General features: G+C 68.3%; 25 protein-coding genes. 8 read left to right on the forward strand and 17 right to left on the reverse strand.

Annotated features, from left to right (window positions below; translation table 11 throughout):
* Positions 1-53 precede the first annotated feature (53 nt).
* A complete protein-coding gene (locus AC11WY_RS03450; protein ID WP_482922555.1) occupies positions 54-1442 on the forward strand; it encodes a CAP domain-containing protein in 1389 nt (462 codons plus the stop codon).
* Positions 1443-1447: 5 nt separating this feature from the next.
* Here the strand turns inward: AC11WY_RS03450 and AC11WY_RS03455 are convergent, their stop codons facing one another.
* From AC11WY_RS03455 to AC11WY_RS03470, 4 genes are all read right to left on the reverse strand, one after another.
* Complete coding sequence (locus tag AC11WY_RS03455; protein ID WP_482922557.1) at positions 1448-2776, reverse strand: HlyC/CorC family transporter; 1329 nt, start codon at positions 2774-2776, stop codon at positions 1448-1450.
* Between the two features lie 73 nt (positions 2777-2849).
* Positions 2850-3803: a tyrosine recombinase gene (locus AC11WY_RS03460; RefSeq protein WP_482922559.1), complete on the reverse strand. Its 954-nt coding sequence runs from the start codon at positions 3801-3803 to the stop codon at positions 2850-2852.
* Positions 3804-3807: 4 nt separating this feature from the next.
* The gene (locus tag AC11WY_RS03465; protein ID WP_482922561.1) at positions 3808-5358 is read right to left on the reverse strand and encodes a hypothetical protein; all 1551 of its coding nucleotides are present in this window, start codon (positions 5356-5358) and stop codon (positions 3808-3810) included.
* On the reverse strand, positions 5348-5482 hold the full coding sequence (locus AC11WY_RS03470) for a hypothetical protein (protein WP_482922563.1): 135 nt from the start codon (positions 5480-5482) through the stop codon (positions 5348-5350). Before AC11WY_RS03470 ends, AC11WY_RS03465 begins: the two co-directional genes overlap by 11 nt.
* A 121-nt stretch (positions 5483-5603) precedes the next feature.
* Between AC11WY_RS03470 and AC11WY_RS03475 the strand changes: the two genes are divergently transcribed.
* Positions 5604-6149: a shikimate kinase gene (locus tag AC11WY_RS03475; protein ID WP_482922565.1), complete on the forward strand. Its 546-nt coding sequence runs from the start codon at positions 5604-5606 to the stop codon at positions 6147-6149.
* 1 nt (position 6150) lies between these two features.
* Positions 6151-7269 carry a 3-dehydroquinate synthase gene (gene aroB, locus AC11WY_RS03480; RefSeq protein WP_482922567.1) on the forward strand — a complete coding sequence of 373 codons (1119 nt, stop codon included), beginning with the start codon at positions 6151-6153 and terminating at the stop codon, positions 7267-7269.
* A 6-nt stretch (positions 7270-7275) separates the two neighbouring features.
* On the opposite strand, the gene AC11WY_RS03485 is transcribed toward aroB, so the two are convergent.
* The 7 genes from AC11WY_RS03485 to ssb all read right to left on the reverse strand — a co-directional run bounded on the left by AC11WY_RS03485 (position 7276) and on the right by ssb (position 13741).
* A complete protein-coding gene (locus AC11WY_RS03485) occupies positions 7276-8007 on the reverse strand; it encodes an SDR family NAD(P)-dependent oxidoreductase (protein ID WP_482922569.1) in 732 nt (243 codons plus the stop codon).
* Positions 7997-8557: a DUF3833 domain-containing protein gene (locus AC11WY_RS03490; protein ID WP_482922571.1), complete on the reverse strand. Its 561-nt coding sequence runs from the start codon at positions 8555-8557 to the stop codon at positions 7997-7999. Before AC11WY_RS03490 ends, AC11WY_RS03485 begins: the two co-directional genes overlap by 11 nt.
* The gene (locus tag AC11WY_RS03495; RefSeq protein WP_482922573.1) at positions 8554-9795 is read right to left on the reverse strand and encodes an MFS transporter; all 1242 of its coding nucleotides are present in this window, start codon (positions 9793-9795) and stop codon (positions 8554-8556) included. Before AC11WY_RS03495 ends, AC11WY_RS03490 begins: the two co-directional genes overlap by 4 nt.
* A complete protein-coding gene (locus AC11WY_RS03500; protein ID WP_482922575.1) occupies positions 9788-10948 on the reverse strand; it encodes a class I SAM-dependent methyltransferase in 1161 nt (386 codons plus the stop codon). The genes AC11WY_RS03495 and AC11WY_RS03500 overlap by 8 nt, the downstream gene beginning before the upstream one ends.
* Complete coding sequence (locus AC11WY_RS03505) at positions 10948-11709, reverse strand: DUF1365 domain-containing protein (RefSeq protein WP_482922577.1); 762 nt, start codon at positions 11707-11709, stop codon at positions 10948-10950. Before AC11WY_RS03505 ends, AC11WY_RS03500 begins: the two co-directional genes overlap by 1 nt.
* Positions 11706-12986, reverse strand: a complete 1281-nt coding sequence (locus tag AC11WY_RS03510) for an NAD(P)/FAD-dependent oxidoreductase (protein WP_482922579.1) — start codon at positions 12984-12986, stop codon at positions 11706-11708. The genes AC11WY_RS03505 and AC11WY_RS03510 overlap by 4 nt, the downstream gene beginning before the upstream one ends.
* 203 nt (positions 12987-13189) lie before the next feature.
* On the reverse strand, positions 13190-13741 hold the full coding sequence (gene ssb, locus AC11WY_RS03515; RefSeq protein WP_482922581.1) for a single-stranded DNA-binding protein: 552 nt from the start codon (positions 13739-13741) through the stop codon (positions 13190-13192).
* Positions 13742-13913: 172 nt separating this feature from the next.
* On the opposite strand from ssb, the gene AC11WY_RS03520 reads away from it, so the two are divergent.
* On the forward strand, positions 13914-14507 hold the full coding sequence (locus AC11WY_RS03520; protein ID WP_482922583.1) for a lytic transglycosylase domain-containing protein: 594 nt from the start codon (positions 13914-13916) through the stop codon (positions 14505-14507).
* Between the two features lie 33 nt (positions 14508-14540).
* Here the strand turns inward: AC11WY_RS03520 and AC11WY_RS03525 are convergent, their stop codons facing one another.
* The 6 genes from AC11WY_RS03525 to miaA all read right to left on the reverse strand — a co-directional run bounded on the left by AC11WY_RS03525 (position 14541) and on the right by miaA (position 22787).
* Positions 14541-16634 (reverse strand): dipeptide ABC transporter ATP-binding protein, encoded by a 2094-nt coding sequence (locus AC11WY_RS03525; protein WP_482922585.1) that lies wholly within the window; start codon positions 16632-16634, stop codon positions 14541-14543.
* Positions 16635-16727: 93 nt separating this feature from the next.
* Positions 16728-17888 (reverse strand): ABC transporter permease, encoded by a 1161-nt coding sequence (locus AC11WY_RS03530; protein WP_482922587.1) that lies wholly within the window; start codon positions 17886-17888, stop codon positions 16728-16730.
* An 11-nt stretch (positions 17889-17899) separates the two neighbouring features.
* Entirely contained in the window at positions 17900-18988 is a 1089-nt protein-coding gene (locus tag AC11WY_RS03535; protein WP_482922589.1) for an ABC transporter permease, read from the reverse strand.
* A gap of 122 nt (positions 18989-19110) precedes the next feature.
* Complete coding sequence (locus AC11WY_RS03540) at positions 19111-20769, reverse strand: ABC transporter substrate-binding protein (RefSeq protein ID WP_482922591.1); 1659 nt, start codon at positions 20767-20769, stop codon at positions 19111-19113.
* 225 nt (positions 20770-20994) lie between these two features.
* A complete protein-coding gene (locus AC11WY_RS03545) occupies positions 20995-21795 on the reverse strand; it encodes an AraC family transcriptional regulator (RefSeq protein ID WP_482922593.1) in 801 nt (266 codons plus the stop codon).
* A 122-nt stretch (positions 21796-21917) separates the two neighbouring features.
* A complete protein-coding gene (gene miaA, locus AC11WY_RS03550; RefSeq protein WP_482922595.1) occupies positions 21918-22787 on the reverse strand; it encodes a tRNA (adenosine(37)-N6)-dimethylallyltransferase MiaA in 870 nt (289 codons plus the stop codon).
* Between the two features lie 110 nt (positions 22788-22897).
* Between miaA and pyrH the strand changes: the two genes are divergently transcribed.
* The 4 genes from pyrH to AC11WY_RS03570 all read left to right on the forward strand — a co-directional run bounded on the left by pyrH (position 22898) and on the right by AC11WY_RS03570 (position 25865).
* Entirely contained in the window at positions 22898-23635 is a 738-nt protein-coding gene (pyrH, locus tag AC11WY_RS03555; RefSeq protein WP_482922597.1) for a UMP kinase, read from the forward strand.
* A gap of 86 nt (positions 23636-23721) precedes the next feature.
* Positions 23722-24288 carry a ribosome recycling factor gene (gene frr, locus AC11WY_RS03560; protein ID WP_482922599.1) on the forward strand — a complete coding sequence of 189 codons (567 nt, stop codon included), beginning with the start codon at positions 23722-23724 and terminating at the stop codon, positions 24286-24288.
* A gap of 30 nt (positions 24289-24318) precedes the next feature.
* On the forward strand, positions 24319-25062 hold the full coding sequence (gene uppS / locus AC11WY_RS03565; RefSeq protein WP_482922601.1) for a polyprenyl diphosphate synthase: 744 nt from the start codon (positions 24319-24321) through the stop codon (positions 25060-25062).
* On the forward strand, positions 25059-25865 hold the full coding sequence (locus tag AC11WY_RS03570) for a phosphatidate cytidylyltransferase (protein ID WP_482922603.1): 807 nt from the start codon (positions 25059-25061) through the stop codon (positions 25863-25865). The genes uppS and AC11WY_RS03570 overlap by 4 nt, the downstream gene beginning before the upstream one ends.
* The last annotated feature ends 2 nt before the right edge of the window (positions 25866-25867 follow it).

Below are 25867 nucleotides of genomic sequence, written 5' to 3' on the forward strand. Positions count from 1 at the left end.
ACCCTGCGGCATCGCGCCCCCTTGCCGGACGGGCGCCTTGCAGGAGCCCGCCGATGCCGCTGACCGCCCCGGAACAACTGATCCTTGAACTGATCAACCGCGCCCGTCTCGACCCGCTGGGCGAGGCGAAACGGGACGGGATCGACCTCAACCAGGGGCTTACTGCCGGCACCCTGGGCGCGCAGGTGCGCGAGGTGCTGGCCCCGGATGCGGCGCTGGCCACGGCGGCGGACCGGCATTCGCTGTGGATGCTGGACACCGATACCTTCAGCCACACCGGCGCCAATGGCTCGACCCCCGTCCAGCGCGTCCAGGCGGCCGGCTATGCGCTGACCGGGGCCTGGAAATGCGGCGAGAATATCGCGGCCAACGGTTCGACCGGCGCGATCAGTCTGGACGCCATCGCGGCACAGCAGCATCACGACCTGTTCCTGAGCCCGCTGCACCGCGAGAACATTCTCGACGACGTCTATCGACAGATCGGCGTCGGGCAGGTGGCGGGCGCTTTCACCGACGCCACCGGCACAACCTTCAACGCCGCAATGCTGACCGAGGATTTCGCCCGCGCAGGCACCCCGGTCTTTGTCACCGGCGTGGCCTATGCCGACCGCGACGCGAACCATTTCTACTCGATCGGCGAAGGCCGCGCCGGGGTGGTGCTGTCCGCGAACGGCGCCAGCACCGGCACCGAGTCGGCGGGCGGCTACGCGCTGGCCCTGTCGGCGGCGGCGGCCCAGACGGTGACGCTGACCGACGGCAAGGCGGCCACGGTGGTGCAGGTCGACCTGAGCCACGGCAACGTCAAGCTCGACCTGGTGGACGGCAACCGGATCGAGACCTCGGGCAACCTGACGCTGGTCTCGGGGGTGGCCAATGCCGCGCTGCTGGGGGCCGGCGCGCTGAACCTGACCGGCAGCGCCGCCGCCAACGCGCTGACCGGAAACGCTGCGGCGAACGTGCTGCACGGCGGCGCGGGCAACGACACGCTGACCGGCGGCGGCGGCGGCGACGGTCTGTTCGGCGACGCGGGCAACGACCTCCTGACCGGCGGCACCGGCAACGACATGCTCTACGGCGGCGAGGGGGCCGACCGGGTGCTGGGCGGGGCGGGCAACGACCGCCTCTGGGGCGGCGCGGCGGGCGACTGGCTCGACGGCGGCGGCGCGGCGGACGTGCTGACCGGTGGCGCGGGCGCCGACCGATTCGTGTTCCGCCCGCTGTCGGGGCACGACACGGTGATCGATTTCCAGGCGGCGCAGGGCGACCGGCTGGAGCTTGACCACCTGCTGTGGTCGGGGGCGCTGACCGCGGCGCAGGTGGTTGCCAACTTCGCCCACGCGGCGGCGGGCAGCGCGGTGTTCGATTTCGGCCATGGCGATCTGCTGACGCTTCAGTATCAGGCCGACCTCGGCGCGCTTGCCCAGCACATCGACCTGATCTGATCGGGTCAGAGCGGGCGGATCCTCAGCTTGGTGATGCGGTTCTCGCGCCGCGCCGCCACCTCGAAGCGAAAGCCGTGGTAGCTGAACACCTGACCCTCGGCCGGGATCATCTGCGCTTCGTGGATGACGAGGCCCGCGACCGTGTTGGCCTCGTCATCGGGCAGCGCCCAGTCCATCGCGCGGTTCAGGTCGCGGATCGTCATCGCGCCTTCCACCAGATAGTCGCCATTCTCCGACCGTTTCAGCGGATGGTCGGGATCCACGTCATGCTCGTCGTTGATCTGGCCGACGATCTCCTCAAGGATATCCTCCAGCGTGATCAGCCCGCGCAGGCTGCCGTATTCGTCCACCACCAGCGCGAAATGGGTGCGCCGCCGCAGGAACTGGCGCATCTGTTCGTCCAGCGGCGTCGTTTCGGGGACGAAATAGGGCTTCATCGCGATCTTCAGCACATCGAGCCCGCGCAGCGCCGCCAGCGAGCCTTCGTTGCCGCCGCTGCCGCGCACCAGCCGATCGACCTCGCGCAGCAAATCCTTGGCGTGGATCACGCCGACGATGTTTTCCGGCTCGCCGCGATAGGCCGGGATGCGGGTGTAGGGCGAGGCGAGGCATTGGGTGATGATTTCATCGGGGCTGTCCTCGATGTCGATCATCTCGATCTGGCTGCGGTGGCGCATGATCTCTTCCACCGTGCGGTCGCTGAGATCGAGCGAGGCCAGCAGACGGTCGCGGTCTTCCTTTTCCACCGCGCCCTCGGAATGGCCAAGCGAGATGGCGCCGACGATTTCCTCGCGCAGCGCATGGATCTTGCTGTCGGGGTCGGTGCGGACGCCGAACAGCATGAGCAGCAGCCGCACGAACAGCCGCACCGCATGGACAACGGGTGACAGCGTCAGGATCACCACCCGCACCAGCGGCGCCACGCGCAGCGCCGCGACCTCGGGGTTGGTGATGGCGTAGGTCTTGGGCAGCACCTCGGCGAAGATCAGCACGAGGAAGGTCATCACCAGCGTCGCCACCGCGACGCCCGAGTGGCCGAAGATGCGCGTCAGCAGCGCCGTCGCCAGCGAGGCCGACAGGATGTTGGCGACGTTGTTGCCCATCAGCAGCGCGCCGATCATCCGCTCGTTGTCGTCGGTCACGCGCAGCGCGGTGGCGGCGCGGTGCGAGCCCTTGTCGGCCTGCGCCCGCAGCTTGGCGCGCGAGGCCGCCGTCAGCGCCGTTTCGGAGCCCGAGAAGAAGGCCGACAGCACCAGCAGCAGGACAATCCCCCCGGCGGTCAGCCAGAAGGCGGCGTCGAGGTTCTGGGCGAAGGTGTCAAGGGCGGCGGGCATGGGAAATGCGATCGGTTGGGGGCAGGTGCGTTATCGTCGGGCGCGCCGGGCGTTGCAAGCGGCGGTGCGGGGGTCAGCCGTCACGGGCCAGCGGGTGATGCTCCAGCACAAGGGTGCGCAGGCGTTCGTCCAGCACATGGGTGTAAATCTCGGTGGTGGAAATGTCGGCATGGCCCAGCAGGGTCTGGATCACCCGCAGGTCGGCGCCATTGGCCAGCAGGTGGGTGGCGAAGGCGTGGCGCAGGGTGTGCGGCGTGACCGTTGCGGGGTCGATGCCGCCCGCCGCCGCCAGTTGCTTGATCAGCAGGAAGAAGTGCTGGCGGGTCAGGTGCCCCTCGGCGCCCCGGCCGGGGAACAGATGGCGCAACGGCGGCGAGGGTTTGCGCCCGGCGGCGGTCGCGGCGGTGGCGGTGGCCGCCTCGGCCGCGTCACGCAAGGCGAGCCAGGCGCGCAGGGCGGCGCGGGCGGGCGGCGACAGCGGCACCATGCGTTCCTTGCCGCCCTTGCCGGACACCAGGATCATGCGCGGATCGCCCCGCACGGCGGAAACCGGGAGGCCGACCAACTCGCTGACGCGCAGCCCGGTGGCATAGAGCAGTTCCACCAGGCAGGTGTTGCGCACCCGGTCCTCGGGGCGGCCGGTGTCGCGCGCGGCATTGAGGATCGCCTCGACCTCGGCCACGCTCAGCGTGCCGGGCAGATGCTTGTCGCGCCCCGGCCCGGTCAGCTTCAGCGCCGGATTGTCGGCGCGCCAGCCTTCCTCATGCGCAAAACGGTATAGCTGGCGGATCGCCGACAGCCGCCGTGCGCGGGTGGCCTTGGACAGGCCGCGCGCCGCGCAGGAAATCAGGTAGTTTTCCACCTCGGCACGGGTGGCGCGCGAAAGGTCGCTGCCCTGCGCCGCCAGCCAGTCGGTGAAATCGGTCAGGTCGCGGCCATAGGCGAGGCGCGTGTTGCGGGCGGCGTCCTGTTCGGCGGCCTGCGCGTCGAGGAAGGTGGAAATCCAGCGGCCTGCCTGTGGCGTCACGCGCTCACCCCGCCCTGGCGATCAGCATCAGTTGCAGCGCCGTCTGCCGCGCCGCGGATTCGAGCCCGGCCTTTCGCAGCGCGGCCAGCCCCTCGGTGACGCCGCGCAGGTCGCCCGACGCCCCGTCCGAGATGCGGGCGATGGCGCGCAGCATCGCCTCGCCCAGCCGGTGCCCGGCGATCAGCGCGTCCAGATCGTCGCCGGCCGAGGCGCCCGGCGCGAAGCCCGCGGCAATCGCGGTGCCCATCGCGTCGGGCGCGGTCAGCCCGTCGACATGCCCGCGCGCCAGACCGATCAGGAACGCCTCAGTCGGGTCGGCGGCGATCCGGGTGCCCGCGATCGCCTCGGCGTCGGGCGACAGCAGGCCGATGCGGAAGCTCAGCGCGGCGGGCTTGCCGGTCAGGTGCAGCGCCGCCAGCGGCTTGGCGTAGAGGGCGGCGAAGGGCACATCCAGCCCGGCGGCGGTGATGTCGTCCCAGGCGACCGGCAGGGTGCGCCCGATCGCGGCCACATCATGCGCGTGCATCGCCGCGTCGAACATCTGCACCGCCGCGACCCGGTCCCAGGGATCACCCGAGGCCGAGGGTTTGCCGGCGGTATAGATGCCGATCAACTGATTGGGCGGAATCGCCCCGGTGCGGGCCAGCCGCTCGGCGGCCTCGATCTGCGCCTTCCAGCCGATGTTGCTGCGCAGGTCGGCCTGCGCGAAGGCGACCGGCAGGATATTGGTGGGCAGCGGCTCGCCGATCGCCTCCATCATGCGCCACACCAGCGGCGTGGGGTGGGCTGGCGGGGGCAGGGCGGTGGCGGAATCGTCGGCGCTGGTGTCGAGGAACCGGGCCAGCACGTCAGTATCCTGCGGCGCGATCATCCCCAGCGCCTCGGCGCCGTTGAGGGTCAGCACCGCCGCGCTCCAGTCGCCGTCCCGGGCGAGGCAGAAGATGCGCGCCGGCAGGGTGGGCGCGATCTCGGGGGTCTGGGCCATCGCCTTGCAGGCGGCGGTTTCCTGCCCCAGCAGCAGTTCGACATCGAACCAGCGCCGAAAAAGGGCGGGCTGACTTGTGCCCGAAACCTGCAACAATGCCTGCGCCTGATCGAGCGCGCCGAAATCCAGCAGCCGGTCGACCCGCGCGATCAGGAAGCTGCCGCTTGCCCCGGCATCGGCGGGTGGATCGACCTCGGCCAGGATCAGCGCATAGAGCAGATCCTGCAGCGCGGGCAGCAGCCGCATCGGCTCGGCCTTCAGCAGCGCGATCAGGTCGGCGCTGGCGCTGCCCTGCCAGAGGTCGCGCGGCAGCCCGCTGACCGAGACCGGGATCAGCCCGGCCGCGTCAAGCTGCTGGGTGCCCAGCACGGAAACGTCGATGCCGGGCGCCGGAGGCTGCCCGACCGGCGGCACGGCGGCCACCACATCGGCAGGCGGCGCCACGACCGGCGCGGTGACCGAGCGCGACAGCCAGTCGATCGCCGACATCGGCGGATTGGCCAAGCTGGCGCCCGCCCAGAGGACGGGCCCGACCAGCGCCAGAGGTCGCAGGGCCCCCCTAATCGACATTCAGCTTGACCGGCTGTTCCACCTGCCCCTGCATCGGGCTCAGATCGCCGAGGTAGGCGAAGACCACCAGCGCAACCGCCCCCAGCACCACCACCGCCGCAAGCATCCTGACCACGTACTTCATCCGCCCCGCCTCTCTCACTCCTGCCCGCCTCTTGGAGGGCGCGCGCTTCTTCTATATGGCATGTCGGTGATGTTCATGCCAATCGGCGTGGAAGGTTTTTGCTTGAGCGGGAGCTCGCCCAGTGGTCTGGCGGCTGAAAAAGACGATCGTGATGGTGGGGATGATGGGCGCGGGCAAGACCGCCGTCGGCACCCAGCTTGCACGAATCCTCGGCGTGCCCTTCCTCGATTCCGACGAAGAGATCGTCAAGGCCGCCAACCGCACCATCGCCGAGATTTTCGAGCGCGACGGCGAGCCGTTCTTCCGGGCGAAAGAGGCGCAGGTGATCGCGCGGCTGCTGCACGGCGAGCCTGCCGTGCTGTCGACCGGGGGCGGGGCGTTCCTGCAGGCCGGGAACCGCGCGGCCATTTCGGCGAGCGGCGTTTCGGTTTGGCTCAAGGCCGACCTCGACCTGCTCTGGGCGCGGGTGCGGCACAAGACCACGCGGCCGCTGCTGCGCACGCCCGACCCGCGCGGCACGCTGGCCGAGTTGCTGGCGGTGCGCGGGCCGGTCTATGCGCTGGCCGACCTGACGGTGGAGTCGCGCCCCGAATACTCGATCGAGGCGATGGCCGAGACGGTCGCGGCCGCGCTGCTGACCCGCCCCGACGTGCTGGAAAGGAAATAGGATGGCCGACCGGATCGACACCGTGCGGGTGGAGCTTGGCGCCCGCGCCTATGACGTGCGCATCGGGCCCGGCCTGCTGGCCCGCGCCGGGGCCGAGATCGCGCCGATCTTGCGCCGCAAGCGGGTGGCGGTGGTGACCGACGACACCGTGGCGGCGCTGCATCTGGATGCGTTGCGCGCCGGTCTGGCCGCCGAGGGCATCGCGATGACGGCGCTCGCGTTGCCGCCGGGCGAGGGCACCAAGGGCTGGCCGGAGTTTACCCGCACCGTCGAGTGGCTGCTGGCCGAGAAGGTCGAGCGGCGCGACATCGTGGTGGCCTTCGGCGGCGGCGTGATCGGCGATCTGGCGGGCTTTGCGGCGGCGGTGCTGCGGCGCGGGGTGCGGTTCGTGCAGATCCCGACCTCGCTGCTGGCGCAGGTCGACAGTTCGGTGGGCGGCAAGACCGGCATCAACTCCACGCATGGCAAGAACCTGATCGGGGCGTTTCATCAGCCGTCGCTGGTGCTGGCCGACATCGGCGTGCTGGGCACGCTGCCCTCGCGCGATTTCCTCGCCGGCTATGGCGAGGTGGTGAAATACGGCCTGCTGGGCGATGCGGGCTTCTTCGACTGGCTCGAACGCGAGGCGCCGAGGCTGTCGACCACTCCGGCGCTGGCGCAGGCCGCCGTGCGCCGCTCGGTCGAGATGAAGGCGGGCATCGTTGCGCGCGACGAGACCGAGGAGGGCGAGCGGGCGCTGTTGAACCTTGGCCACACCTTCGGCCACGCGCTCGAGTCGGCGACCGGCTATTCCGGCCGCCTGCTGCATGGCGAAGGCGTGGCGATCGGCTGCGCGCTGGCGTTCGAGCTGTCGATGCGGATGGGTCTGTGTTCGCAAGAGGCGCCCAGCCGGGTCCGGGCGCATCTGCGTGCGATGGGGATGAAGGTGGACCTTGCCGACATTCCGGGCGATCTGCCGGGGGCCGAGGCGCTGCTGGCCCTGATGGCGCAGGACAAGAAGGTGGTCGACGGTCAGTTGCGCTTCATCCTGGCGCGCGGCATCGGCGAGGCCTTCGTGGCGGACGGCGTTGACATGGCGGTGGTGAAGACGCTGCTGGACGATGCGCTGCGCGGGCGATAGGCGCGTTCAGAACAGCCGCTGAAAGAGGCCGAGCGGCAGGTAGCGGCCGAAGCGGAAGAGCCAGGCGAAGGGCGCGGGAAAGCTGGTCGAGAAGCGGCCCTTGCGCATCGCGTCGAGCACGCGCCCGGCGGCGGCTTGCGCGCTCATGATCTGCGGCATGGCAAAGTCGTTCCGCGCGGTCAGCCGGGTGGTGATGAAGCCGGGGTTGACCACTTGCACCCGCACGCCGGTGCCGCGCAGATCGGCGCGCAGGTTCTCGGCCAGATGCATCAGCGCCGATTTGCTCGCGCCATAGCCGATGGCGTCCGGCAGGCCGCGAAACCCGGCCAGCGAGCCGATCAGCACGACCCGCCCGGCCCCGCGCGCCGCCATCGCGGGCACGACATGGCCCAGCAGCCGCAGCGCGCCGATGAAATTGACCGCGGCGATCGCCACCGCCGGTTCCGGTTGCCAGTTGCGCGCGCTCATCGGCGCATAGGCGCCCGCGCAGTAAAGCATGCCGTCGGGCACGCCGACCCGGTCGCAGGCGGCCTGCACCGAGGCCGCATCGGTCACATCGAGTGCGACCGGGGTGATCCCGTCGGTCTCGGCCGCCAGCGCCTGCAACCGCTCAAGGTTGCGGGCCGAGGCGATGACCTTTGCGCCGCCGCGCGCGAGCGCCAGCGCGAGTTCGCGCCCCAGCCCCTCGCTGGCGCCGACGATCCACCATGTCTGGCCCGCGACCATGTCAGGCGTCATCGTTGGTCAGCGGGCGGATGGTGGCGATCAGCTCGGCGACCTTCAGGCCGAACTTGCGCATCTCGGATTTGTTCATGATCGAGCCGTTCTCCATCAGATACATCCAGTCGGTGACGTCCAGCACATGGCCGCCCGCCGCCTCGGTCAGGCGCAGTCGATAGCGCATTCGGGCCGTCGCCCCCGACTGCTGGCCGTGCGCGGTGCCGACAATGTCGGGCGCGGTGGCGGTGAACCGGCCGCCGCCGCCCAGCTTCAACGTCCAGATCCGGTCCTGCGTGTCGCCGCCCGCATAGCGGAAGCTTTCGGCGAGGGTGCCAGTCTCGCCCTGAAACGTGCCGGTCATGCGGGCGACAAAACGCACGCTGACCCGCCCATCGGGGCCGAAGATCACCCCTTCCGAGATCATCGCGCCGCCAAGGTGGGTGCGGAGATCGAAGGCGGGGCCGGTGGCCGCGAAGCGCGCGGGGTCTTGCGCCGCGAAGCTGAAGAACAGGCGCTGCGCCAGCAGGGCGGCGAGGATCAGCGCGAAGAGGATGAAGAGAGACGTCATGTCATCGCGACCTTTCCGGGCAGCGTCGTCACCAGCGCAATGGCCAGCAGTTTCAGGCCACAGGGCAGCACGGCATAGGCGACCGTCAGCGCGCTCAACGCCGCCGCCGTATTGGCGCCGCCGGGCACATATCCGGCGCGGCCAAGGGCGGGCAGCACGGCAGCGGCGGCCAGCGCCAGCGCGATCTTGCCGGTGAAGGCCCACAGCCCGAAGGCGGTGCCCGCGGGCAGATCGTGGCGCGCCAGCGTCGCGGAAAAGAGCGCGGGCAGGATCACCATGTCGGCCCCCAGCGTGGCACCCGAGGCCGCCGAGATCGCGGCGAAGCGGACTGCGGCCCCTTCGGGCAGCAGGGCGGCCCAGGCGAAGGCGAGGATCGCCAGCCCCATCGCCCAAGGCAGCACCCGAACCGGGCCGAACCGGACCGCCAGTCGCGACCAGAGCGGGGCGGTGGCCCCCGCGCTGAGGAAAAAGAGCACGAGGAACGCCCCCGCCAGATGCGGCAGCTTCAACCGGTCGTCGACATAGAACAGGAACAGCGTCGAGGTGATCGCCGTCGGCATCGCATTGGCGAGGCTGAGCAGCAAGAACCGCCCGCCACCCGCGTGCAGGAAGGGCGCCAGCCGCAAAGGCGCGCGGTCCGCCGGGGTGGCGCGGCGCCACAGGCCCCGGGTCAGCAGCCAGATCAGCAGGCCCAGCCCGCTGAGGAACAGCCCGAAGATGCGGTAGGCGGCCAGCGGTTGATAGACGCTGGTCAGCAACGTCGGCAGCACCGCCGCGACCAGCACGCCGACCAGCGCGCCGGTTTCGCGCCAGGCCCCGATGCGCAGATGGGCGCCGGATGCGGTGGACCCAGCCAGCGCGACGCCGACCGAATAGAATAGGATCGAGCCCAGGCTGTAGGCGGTGAAAAGCACGACCAGCGCCGCCGCCAGCCCGGCCAGCCCCGGTTGCAGCGCGAAGACGGCGACAAAGCCCGCGCTCATCCCGATGGCGGCGATGGCGGCCAGCACGCCCTCGCGGCCCCGCATTCCGTCCACCAGCCTGCCCAGCAACGGATCCTGCACGAAATCGACGACGCGGATCGCCAGCAACAGCGCGCTGATCGCGCCGAGGCTGAGCCCGAGGCTGGCGGCGAACTGCGGCAGGTTCACATAAAGCGGCAGCCCCGCCGAGGCGAGAAAGCCCGAGAACGCCGCGATCCGCCAGAGGTCGGCGCGGCCGGTTTGGGGGTCAGGCATGGGCCAGCTCGACCTGAACGACATCGGTGTGCCCGGTGGCGAAGCTTGCCGCGCAGGTTTGCAGGTGATAGCGCCAACTGCGCAGGAAACCCTCGTCGAAGCCCAGCCGGTGCAGGCGCGGGCGTTGCGCGTCCAGCCGCTGCGCCCAGTGGCGGCAGGTGCGGGCGTAGTCGCCGCCAAAGGCAAAGCTGTCGCGCACCGACAGGCCCGCCTGCCGCGCCTGATCGGCGATGACCCGGTTCGACAGCCGCATCCCGCCGGGGCAGGTGTGATGGCGGATGAAGTCGGAGCCGCGGCGGCAGGTCTCGAAGGAACCGTCCTGCACGGTGATCGCCTGAATGACGGCCCGCCCGCCGGGGCGCAGTCGGTCGCGCAGGGTGGCGAAATAGGTCGGCCAGTCGCGCTCGCCCACCGCATCGACCATCTCGATCGAGACGATGCCGTCATAGCGGTCGCGCGCGTCGCGGTAGTCCTGCAACCGGATCTCGGCGCGCCCGTCAAGGCGGGCGTCGGCATAGGCCTTCTGGTTGGGCGAGATTGTCACGCCGGTCACCGCGTGCCCGCGGTCCGCCGCGCGCTCGGCAAAGCCGCCCCAGCCGCAGCCGATTTCCAGCAGGCGCTCGCCCGAGCCGACGCGATCCAGAATCCGGTCGTATTTGCGGCGCTGCGCCCGGCCCAGATCGTCGTCATTCGGCGCGAAGAGCCCGCCGGAATAGGTCATGCTGTCGTCGAGCCAGAGCTGATAGAACTCGTTGCCCACGTCATCGTGGGCGCGGATGTTGCGCGCGGCGCTGCGGCGCGAGGTGGGGCGCACCAGGCGATGGATCAGCCGAAAGCGCAGCCTGTTCCAGAAACCGCCGCAGACGTAGCGGTTCAGCCGGTCGACGTTGCGCAACGCGACGGTGGTCAGCGCCTCGATCGACGGGCTGTCCCACAGACCGGCAACGTAGGTTTCGCCCAAGCCGATATCGCCGCGCGCCAGCGTGGCGGTGACGGCGGACCAGTCGCGCAGGTGCAGTTCCGCCTCGGGCGGGCCCGCGCCGAAGTCGTGGATATGGCCATCGGGCGTGATCACCCGCAAGCGGCCCTCGGTGATCCCGGCGCAGGTGTCGAGGAAGTCGCGCGCGACGCGGTGAGAGAGGAAGCCGAACATCAACTGATCTCCGTCTCGGGGGCGGGGGGAAGGCGCCGGTAGGTGGCACCCTTGAGACGCAGACGCGCCGCGTGCCAGTAGATCAACGCGAGCGTGCGCAGCGGGCCGAACGGCCGCCGCAACGCGGCCGCAAGGATGTGGCGCGTGGCCAAGGGCGTCAGCGAGCCGGTCAGCGTCGTCATCACTCCTTCGGTGTCGTTGCCATAGGCGATGCGGATATCGACGCGGCTGGCCGTCAGATCAAAGCGGAACCGGTAGGCCCCGGCGACATCCTGAAACGGCGAGACGTGAAACACCTTCTGCGCCGTCATCTCGGCCGCCGGAGTGATCGGGGCAAAGCCGGGCAGGTGGCACAGGTAGCTGTGGCGCTGGCCGAAGGTGTTGCTGACCTCGGCAATCACCGCGACCAGTTTGCCCTGCTGCCGGGCGAGCCAGAAGCTGACCGGGTTGAAGCTGAACCACAGGAACCGCGGCTGGGTCAGCAGGCTCAGCGTCACCTCAGGCGCGCCGCGCGCCGCCAGAACTGCGCGGGCCCAGACCGCACCCTCGCCCTTGCCGGGCGGGCCGCCGTGATCGCGGTCCTGCACCGAGATCAGGTTGAACCGGTTGCGCGACAAGAACGCGGGCCGGGCCGGGGCATCCGGGTCGATCAGCAGGTAATCGACCCGGTGCGCCAACCGGTGCGAGACCGTGCCGCGCCGCAGGTGGGTGGTGCGCCCGGCGAGGTAGAGCGCAGCGGAAATCCCGGTAAGGGCGGTCATACCCGGACTCTCGTCAACCCGCGGGCGACGCGGGCGGCGCTGGCGCAGCCGTCCTCGTGAAAGCCGTGGCGCAGCCAAGCGCCCGCGTACCAGGTGCGGTTCTGGCCCTGCAACCCGCTCAGGGTCTTCTGCGCGGTCAGGGCGGCGCGGTCGAACACCGGGTGCCGGAACACGGTTACATCATGGACAAGGTGATCGGGCACCTCGCGCATCGGGTTCAGCGTCACGAACAGCGGGTCGTCTTCCGGGATGTTCTGCAACCGGTTCATCCAGTAGGTGACGCCGATCCCGGTCTCGGGGCCCTTGGTCCGGGCGATATGGTTCCAGGCCGCCCAGCAGGGACGGCGGCGCGGCATCTGGCTGATGTCGCGGTGCAGCACGGCGCGGTTGTCCTGATAGCGGATGGCGGACAGCGCGGCACGCTCGGCCGGGGCCGGGGCGTTCAGCAGGCGCAGCGCGGTATCCGAATGGCAGGCGAACACCACCTGATCGAATTCGGCGGGCGCCATCCCCGCGGCGTGGACCGTCACGGCCCCGGCCTCGCGGTGCACCCCCCGCACCGGCGTTGCCGCCCGGATCGTGACGCCGCGGGTCTTCAGATCGGCCGCCAGCCGGGTGACGTACTCGATGCTGCCGCCCTGGACCGTCCACCATTGGTGCTGGCCGGTGGCCGACAGCAGCGCATGATTGGCGAAGAAACGCACCAGCGTGCGGGCCGGGAAGGCGCCGATTTCACGGGTGGGCGTCGACCAGATCGCGCCGCAGACCGGGCGCAGATAGTAATGCTCGAACCACGGGCCGAGGCCCAGCCGCCGGATCAGTTGATCCACCGTCAGATCGTCGCTGTCGGCCGCCCGTTCGGCATGCCGGTTGAAGCGGAAGATGTCGCGCAACATGCGCCAATAGGACGGGCGCGCGACGTTGCCCGGTTGTCCGAAGACCCCGCGCAGGCTGTCGAGCGCGTATTCGACGCGGCCGTCATCGACCGAGACGGCAAAGCCCATGTCGCTTTTCACGACGGGCACGTCCAGCTCGTGGAACATCCGCGTCAGGTGCGGGTAGTTGGCGTAGTTGAACACGATGAAGCCGGTATCGACGGGCTGATCCCCGGCCCGCCCCGCCATCACGGTGCGCGCGTGGCCGCCCAGCCGCGGTTCGGCCTCGAACACCGTCACGGAATTGGCGGGGGCCAGAAGCCGGGCCGCCATGAGCCCCGAAACGCCGGCTCCGATGATGGCGATGCGTTGCCCCGGCTGATAGGGCGCGTCGAAGGACATTCCGGGTTCCGGTCAGTTGCTGCTTGCACTGATGATTACGGCGGGCACCGAAATCCGGATCAAAGAAGGATCGCGGGCGCAGGTTCCCCTGATTCCTCTGACGCGTGACGCGCCCGCGATCCGCAGTCCTTGCCGGTCATGGAATGAGGAACCGCTGCGGAGGGATGACCCCGCGGCGGTTCACGGGTGTCGTGAGGGTGGCGTCAGAACGGAATTTCGTCGTCCATGTCGCCACGCCCGCCGCCCGACGACCCGCCCCCGAAGCCGCCACCCGTAGAGCCGCCACCCGTAGAGCCGCCGCCATAGCCGCCGCCCGACCCGCCGCCGCCCGACCCGCCGCCGTAACCGCCCGAGGCCGGACCGCTGTCATAGCCGCCCGTCTCGCCCGCACCCGCCGCATCGCCGCGACCGCCGAGCAGGGTCAACTCGCCCCGGAACGGGCGCAGCACGACCTCGGTCGAATAGCGGTCGGCGCCGGACTGGTCCTGCCACTTGCGGGTTTCCAGTTGGCCCTCGATGTAGACGGTCGAGCCCTTGCGCAGATATTGTTCCGCGATGCGCACGAGGTTTTCGTTGAAGATCGCGACCGAGTGCCACTCGGTCCGCTCCTTGCGCTCGCCGGTCGCCTTGTCGCGCCAGTTTTCCGAGGTGGCGATGCGCAGGTTGCAGACCTTGCCGCCGTTCGGAAAGCTGCGCACCTCTGGATCGCGGCCCAGATTGCCGATCAGAATGACCTTGTTCACCGAGCCTGCCATCGTCGTCTCCCGTCGAATCCCGTTGGTTCTCTTCCTTACAACACCGCATCATGGTTATGAACAGGTTACCGTTCCCGAAGCCGTTGGCGGGTCTTTGCGCATCGGCCGGGCGCCGGGGTGGCGGATCGCACCGATTTCGGTATAGTCGCGCCAAGATTATCGGGGACAAGCGATGCGCTTCGTGCACGGGGTCATAGCGGTCTGTCTGGCCACCACGCTGGCCACGACGGCCGGGGCAGAGACGATCCTGCTGGCGACCTCGTCGTCGCGGCTGGCGCTGTTCCGCTCGCAGATCAAGCTGATCGATACGCGGCTGTCGCGCGAATACACGAATTCCGACCGCTTGCAGCCCAAGCGCGCCGATGGCGGTGACGGCACGTTGCCACGCTATGGCGGCAATTATCGCGGCGCCTGGTATGAACAGGCGCGCGCCGTCGCCCGCGCTCATGGCGTGCCGGAAGACCTGTTCCTGCGGCTGATCGAGCGCGAGTCGAACTGGAATCCGGCGGCCGTGTCGGACAAGGGCGCGACGGGGCTGGCACAACTGATGCCGGATACCGCGCGCCAGTTGAACGTCGATATCGCCGACCCCAAGGCGAACCTCGATGGCGGTGCGCGTTATCTGCGGATGATGTACGACCGCTTCGGCAACTGGCGGATGGCGCTGGCGGCCTACAACGCGGGGCCGGAAGCCGTCGACAAGACCGGCGGCGTGCCGCCCTTCGACGAAACCCAGGCCTATGTCGTGGCGATCCTCGGCAGCTGAGGCCGGATCGCTGCGGTGAACCGGCGCGCGGCGCTATTCCGCCGCGATGGTGATCACCGGCTCCATGCCGTTCAGCACGGCATCCGACAGGTGGCACTTGATCTGGTGCCCGGCGGCCATCGTCTTCATCGACGGCAGTTCGATATCACAAAGTCCGCCCGGCACCAGCGATTTCCAGCGGCAGCGGGTCTGGAACGGGCAGCCCGGCGGCGGGTTCATCGCCGAGGGGATATCGCCTTCCAGCACGATGCGCTTCTTGATCACCCGCGTGTCGGCGATCGGCACCGCCGACAGCAGCGCCTCGGTATAGGGGTGGTAGGGCGGCGAGAATACCTGATCGGTGCTGCCGATCTCGACCACATGGCCCAGATACATCACCAGCACCCGGTCGCTGAGGTAGCGCACCACCGACAGATCGTGGCTGATGAACAGCAGCGTCGTGCGGTTCTTGCGCTGAATCTCCATCAGCAGGTCGGTCACCGCCGCCTGCACCGACACGTCGAGCGCCGAGACCGGCTCATCGGCCACCACCACCTTGGCGCCGCCCGCGAAGGCGCGCGCGATGCCGACGCGCTGCTTCTGCCCGCCTGAAAGCTGGCGCGGCTTGCGGTCGGCGAACGAGCGCGGCAGCTTCACGAGGTCGAGCAGGGTCAGCATCCGTTCGGTGCGCTCGGCGTCGGATTTGCCCTCCTTGAAGATTTCCAGCGCGCGGATGATCTGGCGTCCGACCGTCATCGAGGGGTTCAGCGTGTCGAACGGGTTCTGGAACACCATCTGCACCGAAGACACCGTATCGGTGTTGCGCTTCTCGATCGGGGTGTTCTGGATGTTCTCGTCGAACAGCATGATCGAGCCCGAGGTGGCGGTTTCCAGCCCCATCAGCACCTTGGCGAAGGTCGACTTGCCGCAGCCCGATTCCCCCACGATCGCCAGCGTCTCGCCCTCATGCGCCTCGAAACTGAGGGTTTCATTGGCTTTCACCACTTTGGTGAGGCCGCCCCCGAACAGGTTGCCGGCCGAGACCTCGTAATATTTGCGCAGGTCTTCCATCTTCAGCACGACCGCGCCGATCGGCGTCTTGGGCACCGCCTTGCGGGCGGCGGGGGGCATGTCCCAGTCGATCTCGGCAAAGCGCAGGCAGCGGCTTTGATGCCGGTCACCGCCCGGCACCGTGGCCATCGGAATGTCCTGCGCGTCACATTGCCCGGCGTGGAAATAATCGCAGCGCGGGCCGAAGTTGCAGCCCCTGGGCCGGTCGTGCGGCAGCGGGAAGTTTCCGGGAATCGCGATCAGCGGGCTTGTGTTCTTGTCGGCGCTTGGCAGCGGGATCGAGCGGAACAGCGCCTGTGTATAGGGATGGCGCATCTTGTCGAAGACCTCGACCACCGCGCCCGCCTCGACCGCCTCGCCGGAATACATCACGCAGAGCCGGTCGCAGGTGTCGAGGATCAGCCCGAGGTTGTGGCTGATGAACAGCATCGAGGTGCCGTATTTGCGCCCCAGATCCTTCACCAGATCGACGATGCCGGCCTCCACCGTCACGTCGAGCGCGGTGGTGGGCTCGTCGAGGATCAGCAGCGCCGGCTTGGACATCAGCGCCATCGCGATGACGATGCGCTGCTGCTGGCCGCCCGAAAGCTGATGCGGGTAGGCTTTCAGGATGCGGTCGGGGTCGGGCAGGCGGACATCGGCGATGATCTGGCGAGCGAGGGCGATCGCGTCGTCATGGGCCATGCCTTCATGGATGATCGGCACCTCGGCCAGTTGTTCGCCCACCCGCATCGCCGGATTCAGGCTGGCCATCGGCTCCTGATAGATCATGGCGATTTCCTTGCCGCGGATCGCCCGCAGTTCGGCAGGGGTCATGGTGCAGAGGTCACGGCCCTTAAACTTGATGGAGCCGCCGACGATGCGGCCGTTCTTGCCCAGATCCTGCATCACCCCCAGCGCGACGGTGGACTTGCCGCAACCGGACTCGCCCACCAGCCCCATCGACTCGCCCGCCATCACGGTGCAGGAAAAATCCATCACCGCGGGGATCTCGCGCAGGCGGGTGAAGAAGCTGATCGAGAGGTGGTCGATCTCGAGGATCGGCTTCGAGGGGTTCCAGGCGGTTTGGTCACTCATCGGTGGTCTCCGTTGGCTGGTGGCCGGGGGCGCTGCCCCCGGACCCCCGGGATATTTAGAAACGGAAGAACTGAGAGGCGCGGCGCATGTGCGTCAATCCCTCAAGCTTTCTTCACGCAAGCCGTCGGCGAGCAGGTTGAGACCCAGAACAAGGCTCATCAGCGCGATGGCGGGCACGAAGGCGGGGTAGGGGTAGATCGACAGCAGTTTGCGGCCCGCGTTGATGGTGGAGCCCCAGTCCGGGCTTTCCGGGCTGACGCCGAGGCCGAAGAAGCCGAGCGTTCCCAAGAGGATGGTGGTGTAGCCGATGCGCAGGCAGAAATCGACGATCAGCGGGCCGCGCGCGTTGGGCAGGATCTCCCACAGCATGATGTACCACGGGCCCTCGCCGCGGGTCTGGGCGGCGGCGACGTAGTCGCGCGACTTGATGTCGAGGGTGATGCCGCGCACGATCCGGAACACGGTGGGCGAGTTCACGAAGACCACCGAGACGAAGACGTTGAGCATGTTCGAGTCCATCGCGAAGACACCGAGCGGATCGGCGTTGAAGGCGAGGCCGGAATAGGCCCAGAAGCCGAGCACCAGGGTCAGGCCGACGTAGAGGTTGCGCTTCCACGGCGAGGTGAAGTAGCGGCTGTTCCAGAGCACCGTGAGAAACAGGATCGGGAACAGGAACAGCACGGCGGCGAGGTAGATCGGCACGCCGGTCTCGCGGATCGCGGGGGTGACGAGAAGGTAAAAGAGCAGGATCACCGGGAAGGCCAGCACGAGGTTGGCGACGAAAGACAGGATCGTGTCGAGGCGTCCACCGGAATAGCCCGCGGGCAGGCCGAGGGTGACGCCGACCATGTAGGCGAAGGTGGTGGCCGCCGGCGCGATGATCAGCACGCGGCGCGCGCCCATCACCATGCGGCTGAACACGTCGCGGGCGAGGTTGTCGCCGCCGAAGATGTACCACGGATAGCCCGTCCCGCCCGCGGGCATCGCCGCGCCGGGCCAGGCGTTCTTGAGCTGCACGACCTGATCCAGCGGGTCGTGGGTGATGATCATGTCGGCAAAGAGCGCGGTGTAGGCCCAGAACATCACCATGACCAGGCCGACCATGCCGACCGGGCTGTCGAACAGCTTGCCGTAAAGCCCGAGCCGGCGCCGGAACACCAACGACAGCACGAGGGTGACGACAAGCGCGATCCAGACCGGAACGAAGCGCAACAGAACCTGAGCCAGGATTCCGCCGGTGGTCAGAGCGTCCATGCGGGGCCTCCTCAGGAAATCCGGATGCGGGGGTTCAGATAGACATAGCCGATGTCGGAGATGAGCTGGGTCAGCAGCACCACCACCACCGCGACCACCGAGCAGCCGAGCAGAAGTTCAATGTCGTTGCCCTCGGCGGCGGACACCAGAGTCCAGCCGAAGCCCTTGTAGTTGAACAGCGTTTCCGTGATCACCACGCCGTTCAGCAGCCAGGGGATCTGCAGCATGATCACCGTGAACGGCGCGATCAGCGCGTTCCGGAGCGCGTGTTTCAGCACTACGTTGCGAAAGCTGACGCCCTTGAGCCGGGCGGTGCGGATGTATTGCGCGGTCATCACCTCGGTCATCGAGGCGCGTGTCATGCGGGCGATGTAGCCGATGCCGTAAAGCGCGATCGTCATCACCGGCAGCGCGAAGTTGTTGAAGGTGATGTGGTCCATCGCGCTGGAGGCCGAGCCCTTGAAGAGCGTGCCCGAGTCGAGCAGGCCCCAGTGCGTCAAGAGCGGCGACAGGCCGACGGTGGAGGAGCCGAGGAGCACGATCAGCACCACGCCCGAGACGTATTCCGGCGTCGCGGTGGAGGCGATCGACAGCGTGGACAGCACCCGGTCGGTGCGCGAGCCCTCTCGCATCCCCGACAGGATGCCGATGATCAGCGAGGTCGGGATCATCACGATCAGCACCCAGAGCATCAGGAGGCCGGTCAGCCCCATCCGGATCGCGATGATCGTTGAGACCGGCTGCTTGAACACCGTCGAGGTGCCCCAGTTGCCCTGGACGATGCCGCAGAAGCGCGGCGCGGGCGTGTCGGGCGCGTTGGGATCGACACAGCGCCCGGTGGGCTTGCCGGTTTCCGCGTTGGTGCCGGTCCAGCCGGGCACCAGCCCCAGCCATTCACCGTAGCGGGCGACCAGCGGGTCGGCGAAGCCGTGGTTTTGCAGCCAGCTTGTCACCTGATCGTCGCTCATCCGGGAAGAAGCCTCGGTTTTTGCGAGTTTCACCAGATTGGGATGCAGGTTTGTCAGGAAGAACACGATGAAGGTCAGGCAGAAGGCCGTCAGGATCATCGTGCCAAGCCGCCGCAGCAAGAACTTGAGCATGGCTCCCTTTCCGGGACAGGACAGTCGCGACCGCAAGATACGGTCGCGCGGCACCCGTCCGCGTCACGCAGAAGGGACCGGAGAGGCCGGGAAACCCCGGCCTCTCCGGCGATCGGACTGGATCAGGCTTCCATCCACCACTTGTAGACGTGCATTTCGAACGTCGGGTGCATTTCGACGTTGTGCACGGTCTTCTTGTAGTGGCGGTAGAGCGAGCGCCAGTAGGGCTGAATCAGCACACCCTGTTCCTGCATGATCTCTTCGACCCGCTTCATCACTTCCTTGCGCTTGTTGGCATCAGCGATCGACATCGCCTTCGCCAGCAGGGTGTCGAACTCGGCGTTTGCGAAGGCGGTCTCGTTCCAGGCGCCGCCCGTCTTGTAGGCCAGCGCCAGCACCTGAACCCCCAGCGGACGCATGTTCCACTCGGTCGCCGAGAACGGATACTTGGTCCAGTCGTTCCAGAAGGTCGAGCCCGGCAGGATCGTCCGTTTCACCTTGATGCCCGCGTCGCGCAATTGCGCGGCGACGGCGTCGCAGGTTGCGGCCTGCCAGCTGTCGTCGATCGAGATCAGCTCGAACTCGTGATCGCCCATGCCGGCCTTGTCGAGCGCGGCCTTGGCGCCCTTCGGGTCGACCTTCAGCGGCGGCAACTGGTAGTATTCCGGGTGGATCGGCGCGACGTGGTGGTTTTCGGCCGGGCTGCCGAGACCGGCATAGCCAAGTTCAAGCACCACCTTGTTGTCGACGGCCAGTTGCAGCGCCTTGCGGACGTTGACGTCCTTGTAGTCCGCCGCGGCCTGGTTGAAGCGCACGGCGATGGTGGCCGAGGTCTTCGCCTCGGATTTTTCCCAGCCGATGCCGTCGAACACCTTCACGAAATCGCCGACCGTCTGGTAGGTCATGTCGATTTCGTCAGCCTGCGCCGCGGCGGCGATCGCCGAGGCGTCGGTGCCGAGGTCGATGAACTCGATCTTGTCGAGGTAGGGGCCGCCCCAGCCTTCGGCGGTGGTGCCCCACCAGGCCAGCTTGGTGTTCTTCGCCAGAACCTGCTTGACGCCGACCTGGTTGGTCTCGGGCAGATAGGGGCCGGTGCCGATCGGGTTCACCGAGGGATCACCGCCCGCATAGCTCGGGTGCACGATGGAGGCCGGGTAGTCGGCCATCCCGGCGATGATCGTGACGTCGGGGGTGTTCAGGTGCAGCACGACGGTGTGATCGTCTTTCACCTCGATCGCGCCGTCCTTCAGCTTCTTGCCGTCCATGATCGCGGGCATCCGGCTGGCCATCGAGTTGCCGTCGACCGCGCCATCGCACCAGCGGGTGAGGTTGAACACCACGTCCTTGGCGGTGAAGTCGTCGCCATTCGACCACTTCACGCCCTTGCGGACGTTGAGCGTGAACTGCGTCGCGTCATCGTTCGCGGCCCAGCTTTCCAGCAGCATGCCGCGGAAGGTGCCGTCGCTGTTGTACTCGACGAGGTATTCCAGCCAGCCGCGGGTGAAGTTGGCGATCTGCGACCAGTCGGCCAGGCGCGGGTCTTTCAGCGCCTTGGTTTCCATGTCCATGCGCAGCGTGCCGCCGGCCTTCGGTGTTGCCGTCGCGGCTTTGGCGGTGGGTGCGGCGAGGCCGATCAGGCCATAGGCGGCAACCGCCGACATCCCCAGCGCCGAGGCGCGCGTGAGGAATTCGCGGCGGCTCAGTTCGCCTGCCTTGACCTCTTCGGCATACATGCGGGCCGCGGGGTGCAACTGCGTGCCGTCCGTCTTCGTGTCAGTCATGAGATAGCTCCCTGTCAGTGATATTGTTTTCGCTCGTGATCGTTTGCAGCAAGCAGGCCGAGCGTCCGTCCTTGTGGATCGTCTTCCGTCATAGCGCACGAGTTCTGGTCCGACGTCTACGTCTACATTCGGCAGTTTGTCGGACATTTGCGACATGTCGCTAGAAAAGCCCCACCGTCGCCTCCGGTCAAGCCCGCGCGGCCCCGTTTCGAGAAAAGAGCGCGCTCAGGCCGACTTGCGGAAGGCGGTCGGGGTCTTGCCGGTGCGGTGCTGGAAGGCGCGCGTGAAATAGGCGGCGGAGGTGAAGCCGAGGCTGCGCGAGACCTCGTTGACCGGCATCCGGGTTTCGGCCAGCAGGCGGCGCGCCTCGAACAGCACGCGGTCCTGCAGCAGCGACGAGGCCGGGCGGCCGCAGGCCTGACGGCAGACCCGGCTGAGGTGGGTGGGCGTCACATCAAGGGCGGCGGCGTAGTCGGCCACGCCCATGCCGGTGCGGAAATCACGTTCCAGCATCACGCTGAATTTCTGCGCCAGGCGGCGGGCGGCATCGGGGCGGATCGCTTCGGGCGGTTGCAGCGCCGCCTGACGTTCGATCCAGACCGACAGCAGGCCAAGATGGTGATGGATCGCACGGGCGTGGCCGGGTTTGGCGCCGTCCTTCTCGCGCTGGATGGTGTCCAAAAGGGCGGTCAGTTCCATCTGCGTCGCGGCATCGCGGATGCGCAGGTGCTGCGCTGTTTCGGGCAGCGGCAGGTTGCTGTTCGGCCCGAAAAAGAGCGCGCTGCCAAAGACATGCTGCGAGGCCTCGAAGCCGTGCATGGTGCCCGCCGGAATGAAGATCGCGTTGTGGGGCCCGTAGCCGCGGGTGACGCCGCCCACGGTGATGCGACCCTGGCCGCGGGTGAACCACAGCAAGAGCGGCTCGGAAATGCTGCGCATCGCCTCGACCCGCCAGCGCCCGCCGGCCGCAAGGCGCGGAATCGCGATAACCCGTGCGGCGCTGCCGCTCGATTGCTGGTCGTTCATCCTGCGTCGGTCCCCGGGTGGTCTTGTCGGGGAATCCTAGGGGGTGCGGCAGCCGATCCCAAGCGGAAAACGCGCGGTCCCACGCCGCGTCGGCGAAGCGTGGCGCATCCGCACCGCCGACCTCAGCCAAGCTCGATCGCGCGCCAGCCGTGCATCCGGTTGCGAAACCAGGTGCGCTGGCGCTTGGCATATTGCCGCGTCGCGAGCTTCGCGTCGGCGACGGCGGCGTCGAACGGCAGCTCGCCGCGCAGATGGGCGACCAACTCCGGTGCCCCGATGGCACGGGCCGAAGGGCGCGCCGGTTGCCAGAACGGCAGTTCCGCCCGCACCTCCTCCAGCGCGCCCGCGGCCATCATCGCGTCGAACCGCCGGTCGATCCGGGGCGCCAGCCGTTCGGGGGCGGCGTGGATCACCAGCGCCTCGGTTTCCGCCAGCGGCAGCAGCGGCGCCCCGGTGTCGGCCTGCCAGTCGGCCAGCCCGCGGCCGGTGGCGCGCAGCACTTCCCAGGCGCGCTGGACGCGGGCGGGGTTGGCGGTGTCGATGCGCGCCCTGGTGGCGGGGTCGAGCCTTTCGAGCAGGGCGCCGGTGCCCCGCGCGGCGCGCAGCGCGTCGGCCTCGGCGCGGACCTCCGCAGGGGTGGGCGGAATCTCCACCAGCCCGGCGGTCAGCGCGGTGAAGTAAAGCCCGGTGCCGCCGACGATGATCGGCCGCGCGCCCGAGGCCAGAATCGCCGCCACCTCGCGCAGCCAGTGACCGACGGAATAGGGCTGATCACGCCCGATATGGCCATAGAGGCGGTGCGGCGCGCGGGCCTCGTCTTCCGCGCCCGGCCGGGCGGTCAGCAGGCGCCAGCAGCCATAGACCTGCAACGCGTCGGCGTTCACGATCACACCGCCCTGGGTTTGCGCCAGATGCAGCGCCAGCGCCGATTTGCCCGAGGCGGTCGGCCCCGCGATCAGCACCGGGCGCCCGGCTGCGATGGTCTGTGACACTCGGCCTCTCCGTTGCGGCCCCGATCCATGCCGCTTAGGCGTTGAACCTTGCCGCGTTTTCCGACATTTTGCGCCGCAGTCAAGATTTCACGAGACCGGGAGCGCATCGCATGAACGAGGCATCGTCTCATCCACCTGTGGTGACCTACAAGCGGGTGATGCTCAAGATATCGGGCGAGGCGCTGATGGGCGACCAGGGCTACGGCCTGCATCCGCCCACCGTCCAGCGGATCGCGCAAGAGATCAAGGCGGTCCGCGATCTGGGGGTGGAAATCTGCATGGTGATCGGCGGCGGCAACATCTTCCGCGGCCTGCAAGGCTCGGCGCAGGGGATGGAGCGCACGACCGCCGATTACATGGGGATGCTGGCCACCGTGATGAACGCGCTGGCGATGCAGGCCAGCCTGGAGGCGATCGGCGTCTTCACCCGCGTCATCTCGGCGATCCCGATGGATCAGGTCTGCGAGCCCTACATCCGCCGCCGCGCGGTGCGCCATCTGGAAAAGAAGCGGGTCTGCATCTTCGCGGCCGGCACCGGCAACCCCTATTTCACCACCGACACCGCCGCCACGCTGCGCGCCAACGAAATGAGCTGCGAGGCGATCTTCAAGGGCACCAAGGTGGACGGCGTCTACGACAAGGATCCCAAGAAACACGCCGACGCCCGGCGCTATGCGACCGTCAGCTATGACGAGGTGCTGCAACGGCATCTGGGCGTGATGGATGCCTCGGCGATCGCGCTGGCGCGCGACAACGACCTGCCGATCATCGTCTTCTCGCTTGACGAGCCCGGCGGCTTTTGCGGCATTCTGCGCGGCGAGGGAACTTACACCCGCGTTCACGGCTAGGCTCTACACTCGGGGGTGGCTTGTTGGTATACCAACACGACGCGACCCCTGATCCACAGGGCACGAGGCAGGGAAGAGGAACAACGATGGCGGATGACGCGACCGAGATTGATCTGGACGACCTTCAGCGGCGGATGGACGGCGCGATGGTCGCGTTGCGGCAGGAATACGCCACGCTGCGCACCGGGCGCGGATCGGCGTCGATGCTGGACCCGATTCAGGTCGACGCCTACGGTCAGATGACGCCGATCAACCAGCTTGGCACCATCAACGTGCCCGAGCCGCGCATGGTGACGATCAACGTCTGGGACCGCGCGATGATCTCGAAGGTCGAACGGGCGATTCGCGACTCGGGTCTCGGCATCAACCCGGTGGTAGACGGCCCGATCATCCGGCTGCCGATCCCCGAACTGAACGAGGAACGGCGGCGCGAGCTGACCAAGGTCGCCGCGCATTATTCCGAACAGGCCCGCGTCGCGATCCGCAACGTGCGCCGCGACGGGATGGACCAGCTCAAGCGCGCCAAGACGGCGGGGTTGAGCGAGGACGACGCCAAGATGTATGCCGACGAGGTGCAGGCGCTGACCGACAAGGCGATTGCCGCGGTCGACCGGGCGCTTGAGACGAAACAGCAGGAGATCATGCACGTCTAGGCGCGCAGGATCGACCGGAAGGGACAGGAAGTGGCCGCCGACGACACCACGGGAACCCCGCTCCCGTCCCGCAGGACCGCCGAGCACGTCGCCATCATCATGGATGGCAACGGCCGCTGGGCAACGCAGCGCGGCTGGCCGCGGCTGGTCGGTCACCGCCGTGGCGCCGAGAGGGTCAAGCAGATCGTGCGGGCCTGCCCCGACCTCGGCATCCGCTGGATCACCATCTACGCCTTCTCGACCGAGAACTGGAAACGTTCCACCGAAGAGGTGCTGGGCCTGATGGGCATCTTCGCGCGCTACATCGAGCGCGAGGCCGACCGGCTGTCGGCGGAAGGGGTGCGGATGCGCTTCATCGGCGACCGCTCGCGGCTGGATGCCAAGTTGCAGCGCCTGATGGCGGGCATCGAGATGCGCACCAGCGGCAACACAAGGCTGAACCTGACCGTGGCGATCAATTACGGCGGGCGCGACGAGATCGTGCGCGCCGCGCGCGCCGTGGCGGCGCAGGTGGCCGCGGGCACGCTGACCGCCGATCAGATCGACAGCGAGGTGATCGAACGCGCGCTTGACACCGCCGACCTTCCCGACCCCGATCTGGTGATCCGCACCAGCGGCGAGACGCGGGTCTCGAACTTCCTGCTGTGGCAGGCGGCCTATGCCGAATACGAGTTCACCCAGACGCTCTGGCCGGATTTCACCGTCGAGGAACTGGCGTCGATCCTCGACCGCGTGGCCGTGCGCGACCGCCGCTTCGGGGCCGTCAGCGCATGAAGCCGCCGGCAAAATGGGCCGACCTGCGCCAGCGCATGATTTCGGGTCTGCTGCTGGCGCTGGTCGGTATCGTCGCGGTGCGGCTGGGCGGGATCTGGTTCACCGCGCTGACGACCGTCGCCACCGGGCTGATGCTGTGGGAACTGGCGGCGATGCTGGGGGCGGGACGCAAGGCGCTGATCGCCTGCGCCCTGGGCGCCGGGGCGATCGTGGCGGCCCGCGTCACCTCCGGCCCGATCGAGATCGCGATGCTGGTGGCCGTGGCGGCGGGCGCCGCCTCGCTGGTGGCGCGCGACCGGGCGATCTGCTTTGCCTACGGGTTGGCGGTCCTGCTGGCGGCCGACGGGCTGACCGACTTCCGCGATGACAACGGTGGCACCTGGCTGTTCTGGCTGATCTTCGTCGTCATCATCACCGACATCGCGGGCTACTTCGGCGGGCGGCTGATCGGCGGGCCGAAGTTCTGGCCCCGCATCAGCCCGAAAAAGACCTGGTCGGGCACCATCGCGGGCTGGATCGGCGCCGCGGCGATCGGGCTGCTGTTCACCCGGTTCACCAGCGCGGGCACCGACCTGATCTGGATCAGCGCGGCGATTTCGCTCGCCTCGCAGATGGGCGACATCACCGAAAGCGCGATCAAGCGGCGGGCGGGCATCAAGGACAGCTCAAACCTGATCCCCGGCCACGGCGGGCTGCTGGACCGGTTCGACGGGCTCTTGGGCGCGTCGTTGGCGATGCTGGCCTTCGCGATCTTCGTGCATGTCCCGGTGGTCAGCATTCTCACTCCGATCGCAGGGCACTGAGC

The sequence above is a fragment of the Solirhodobacter sp. genome (genome assembly GCF_964715405.1).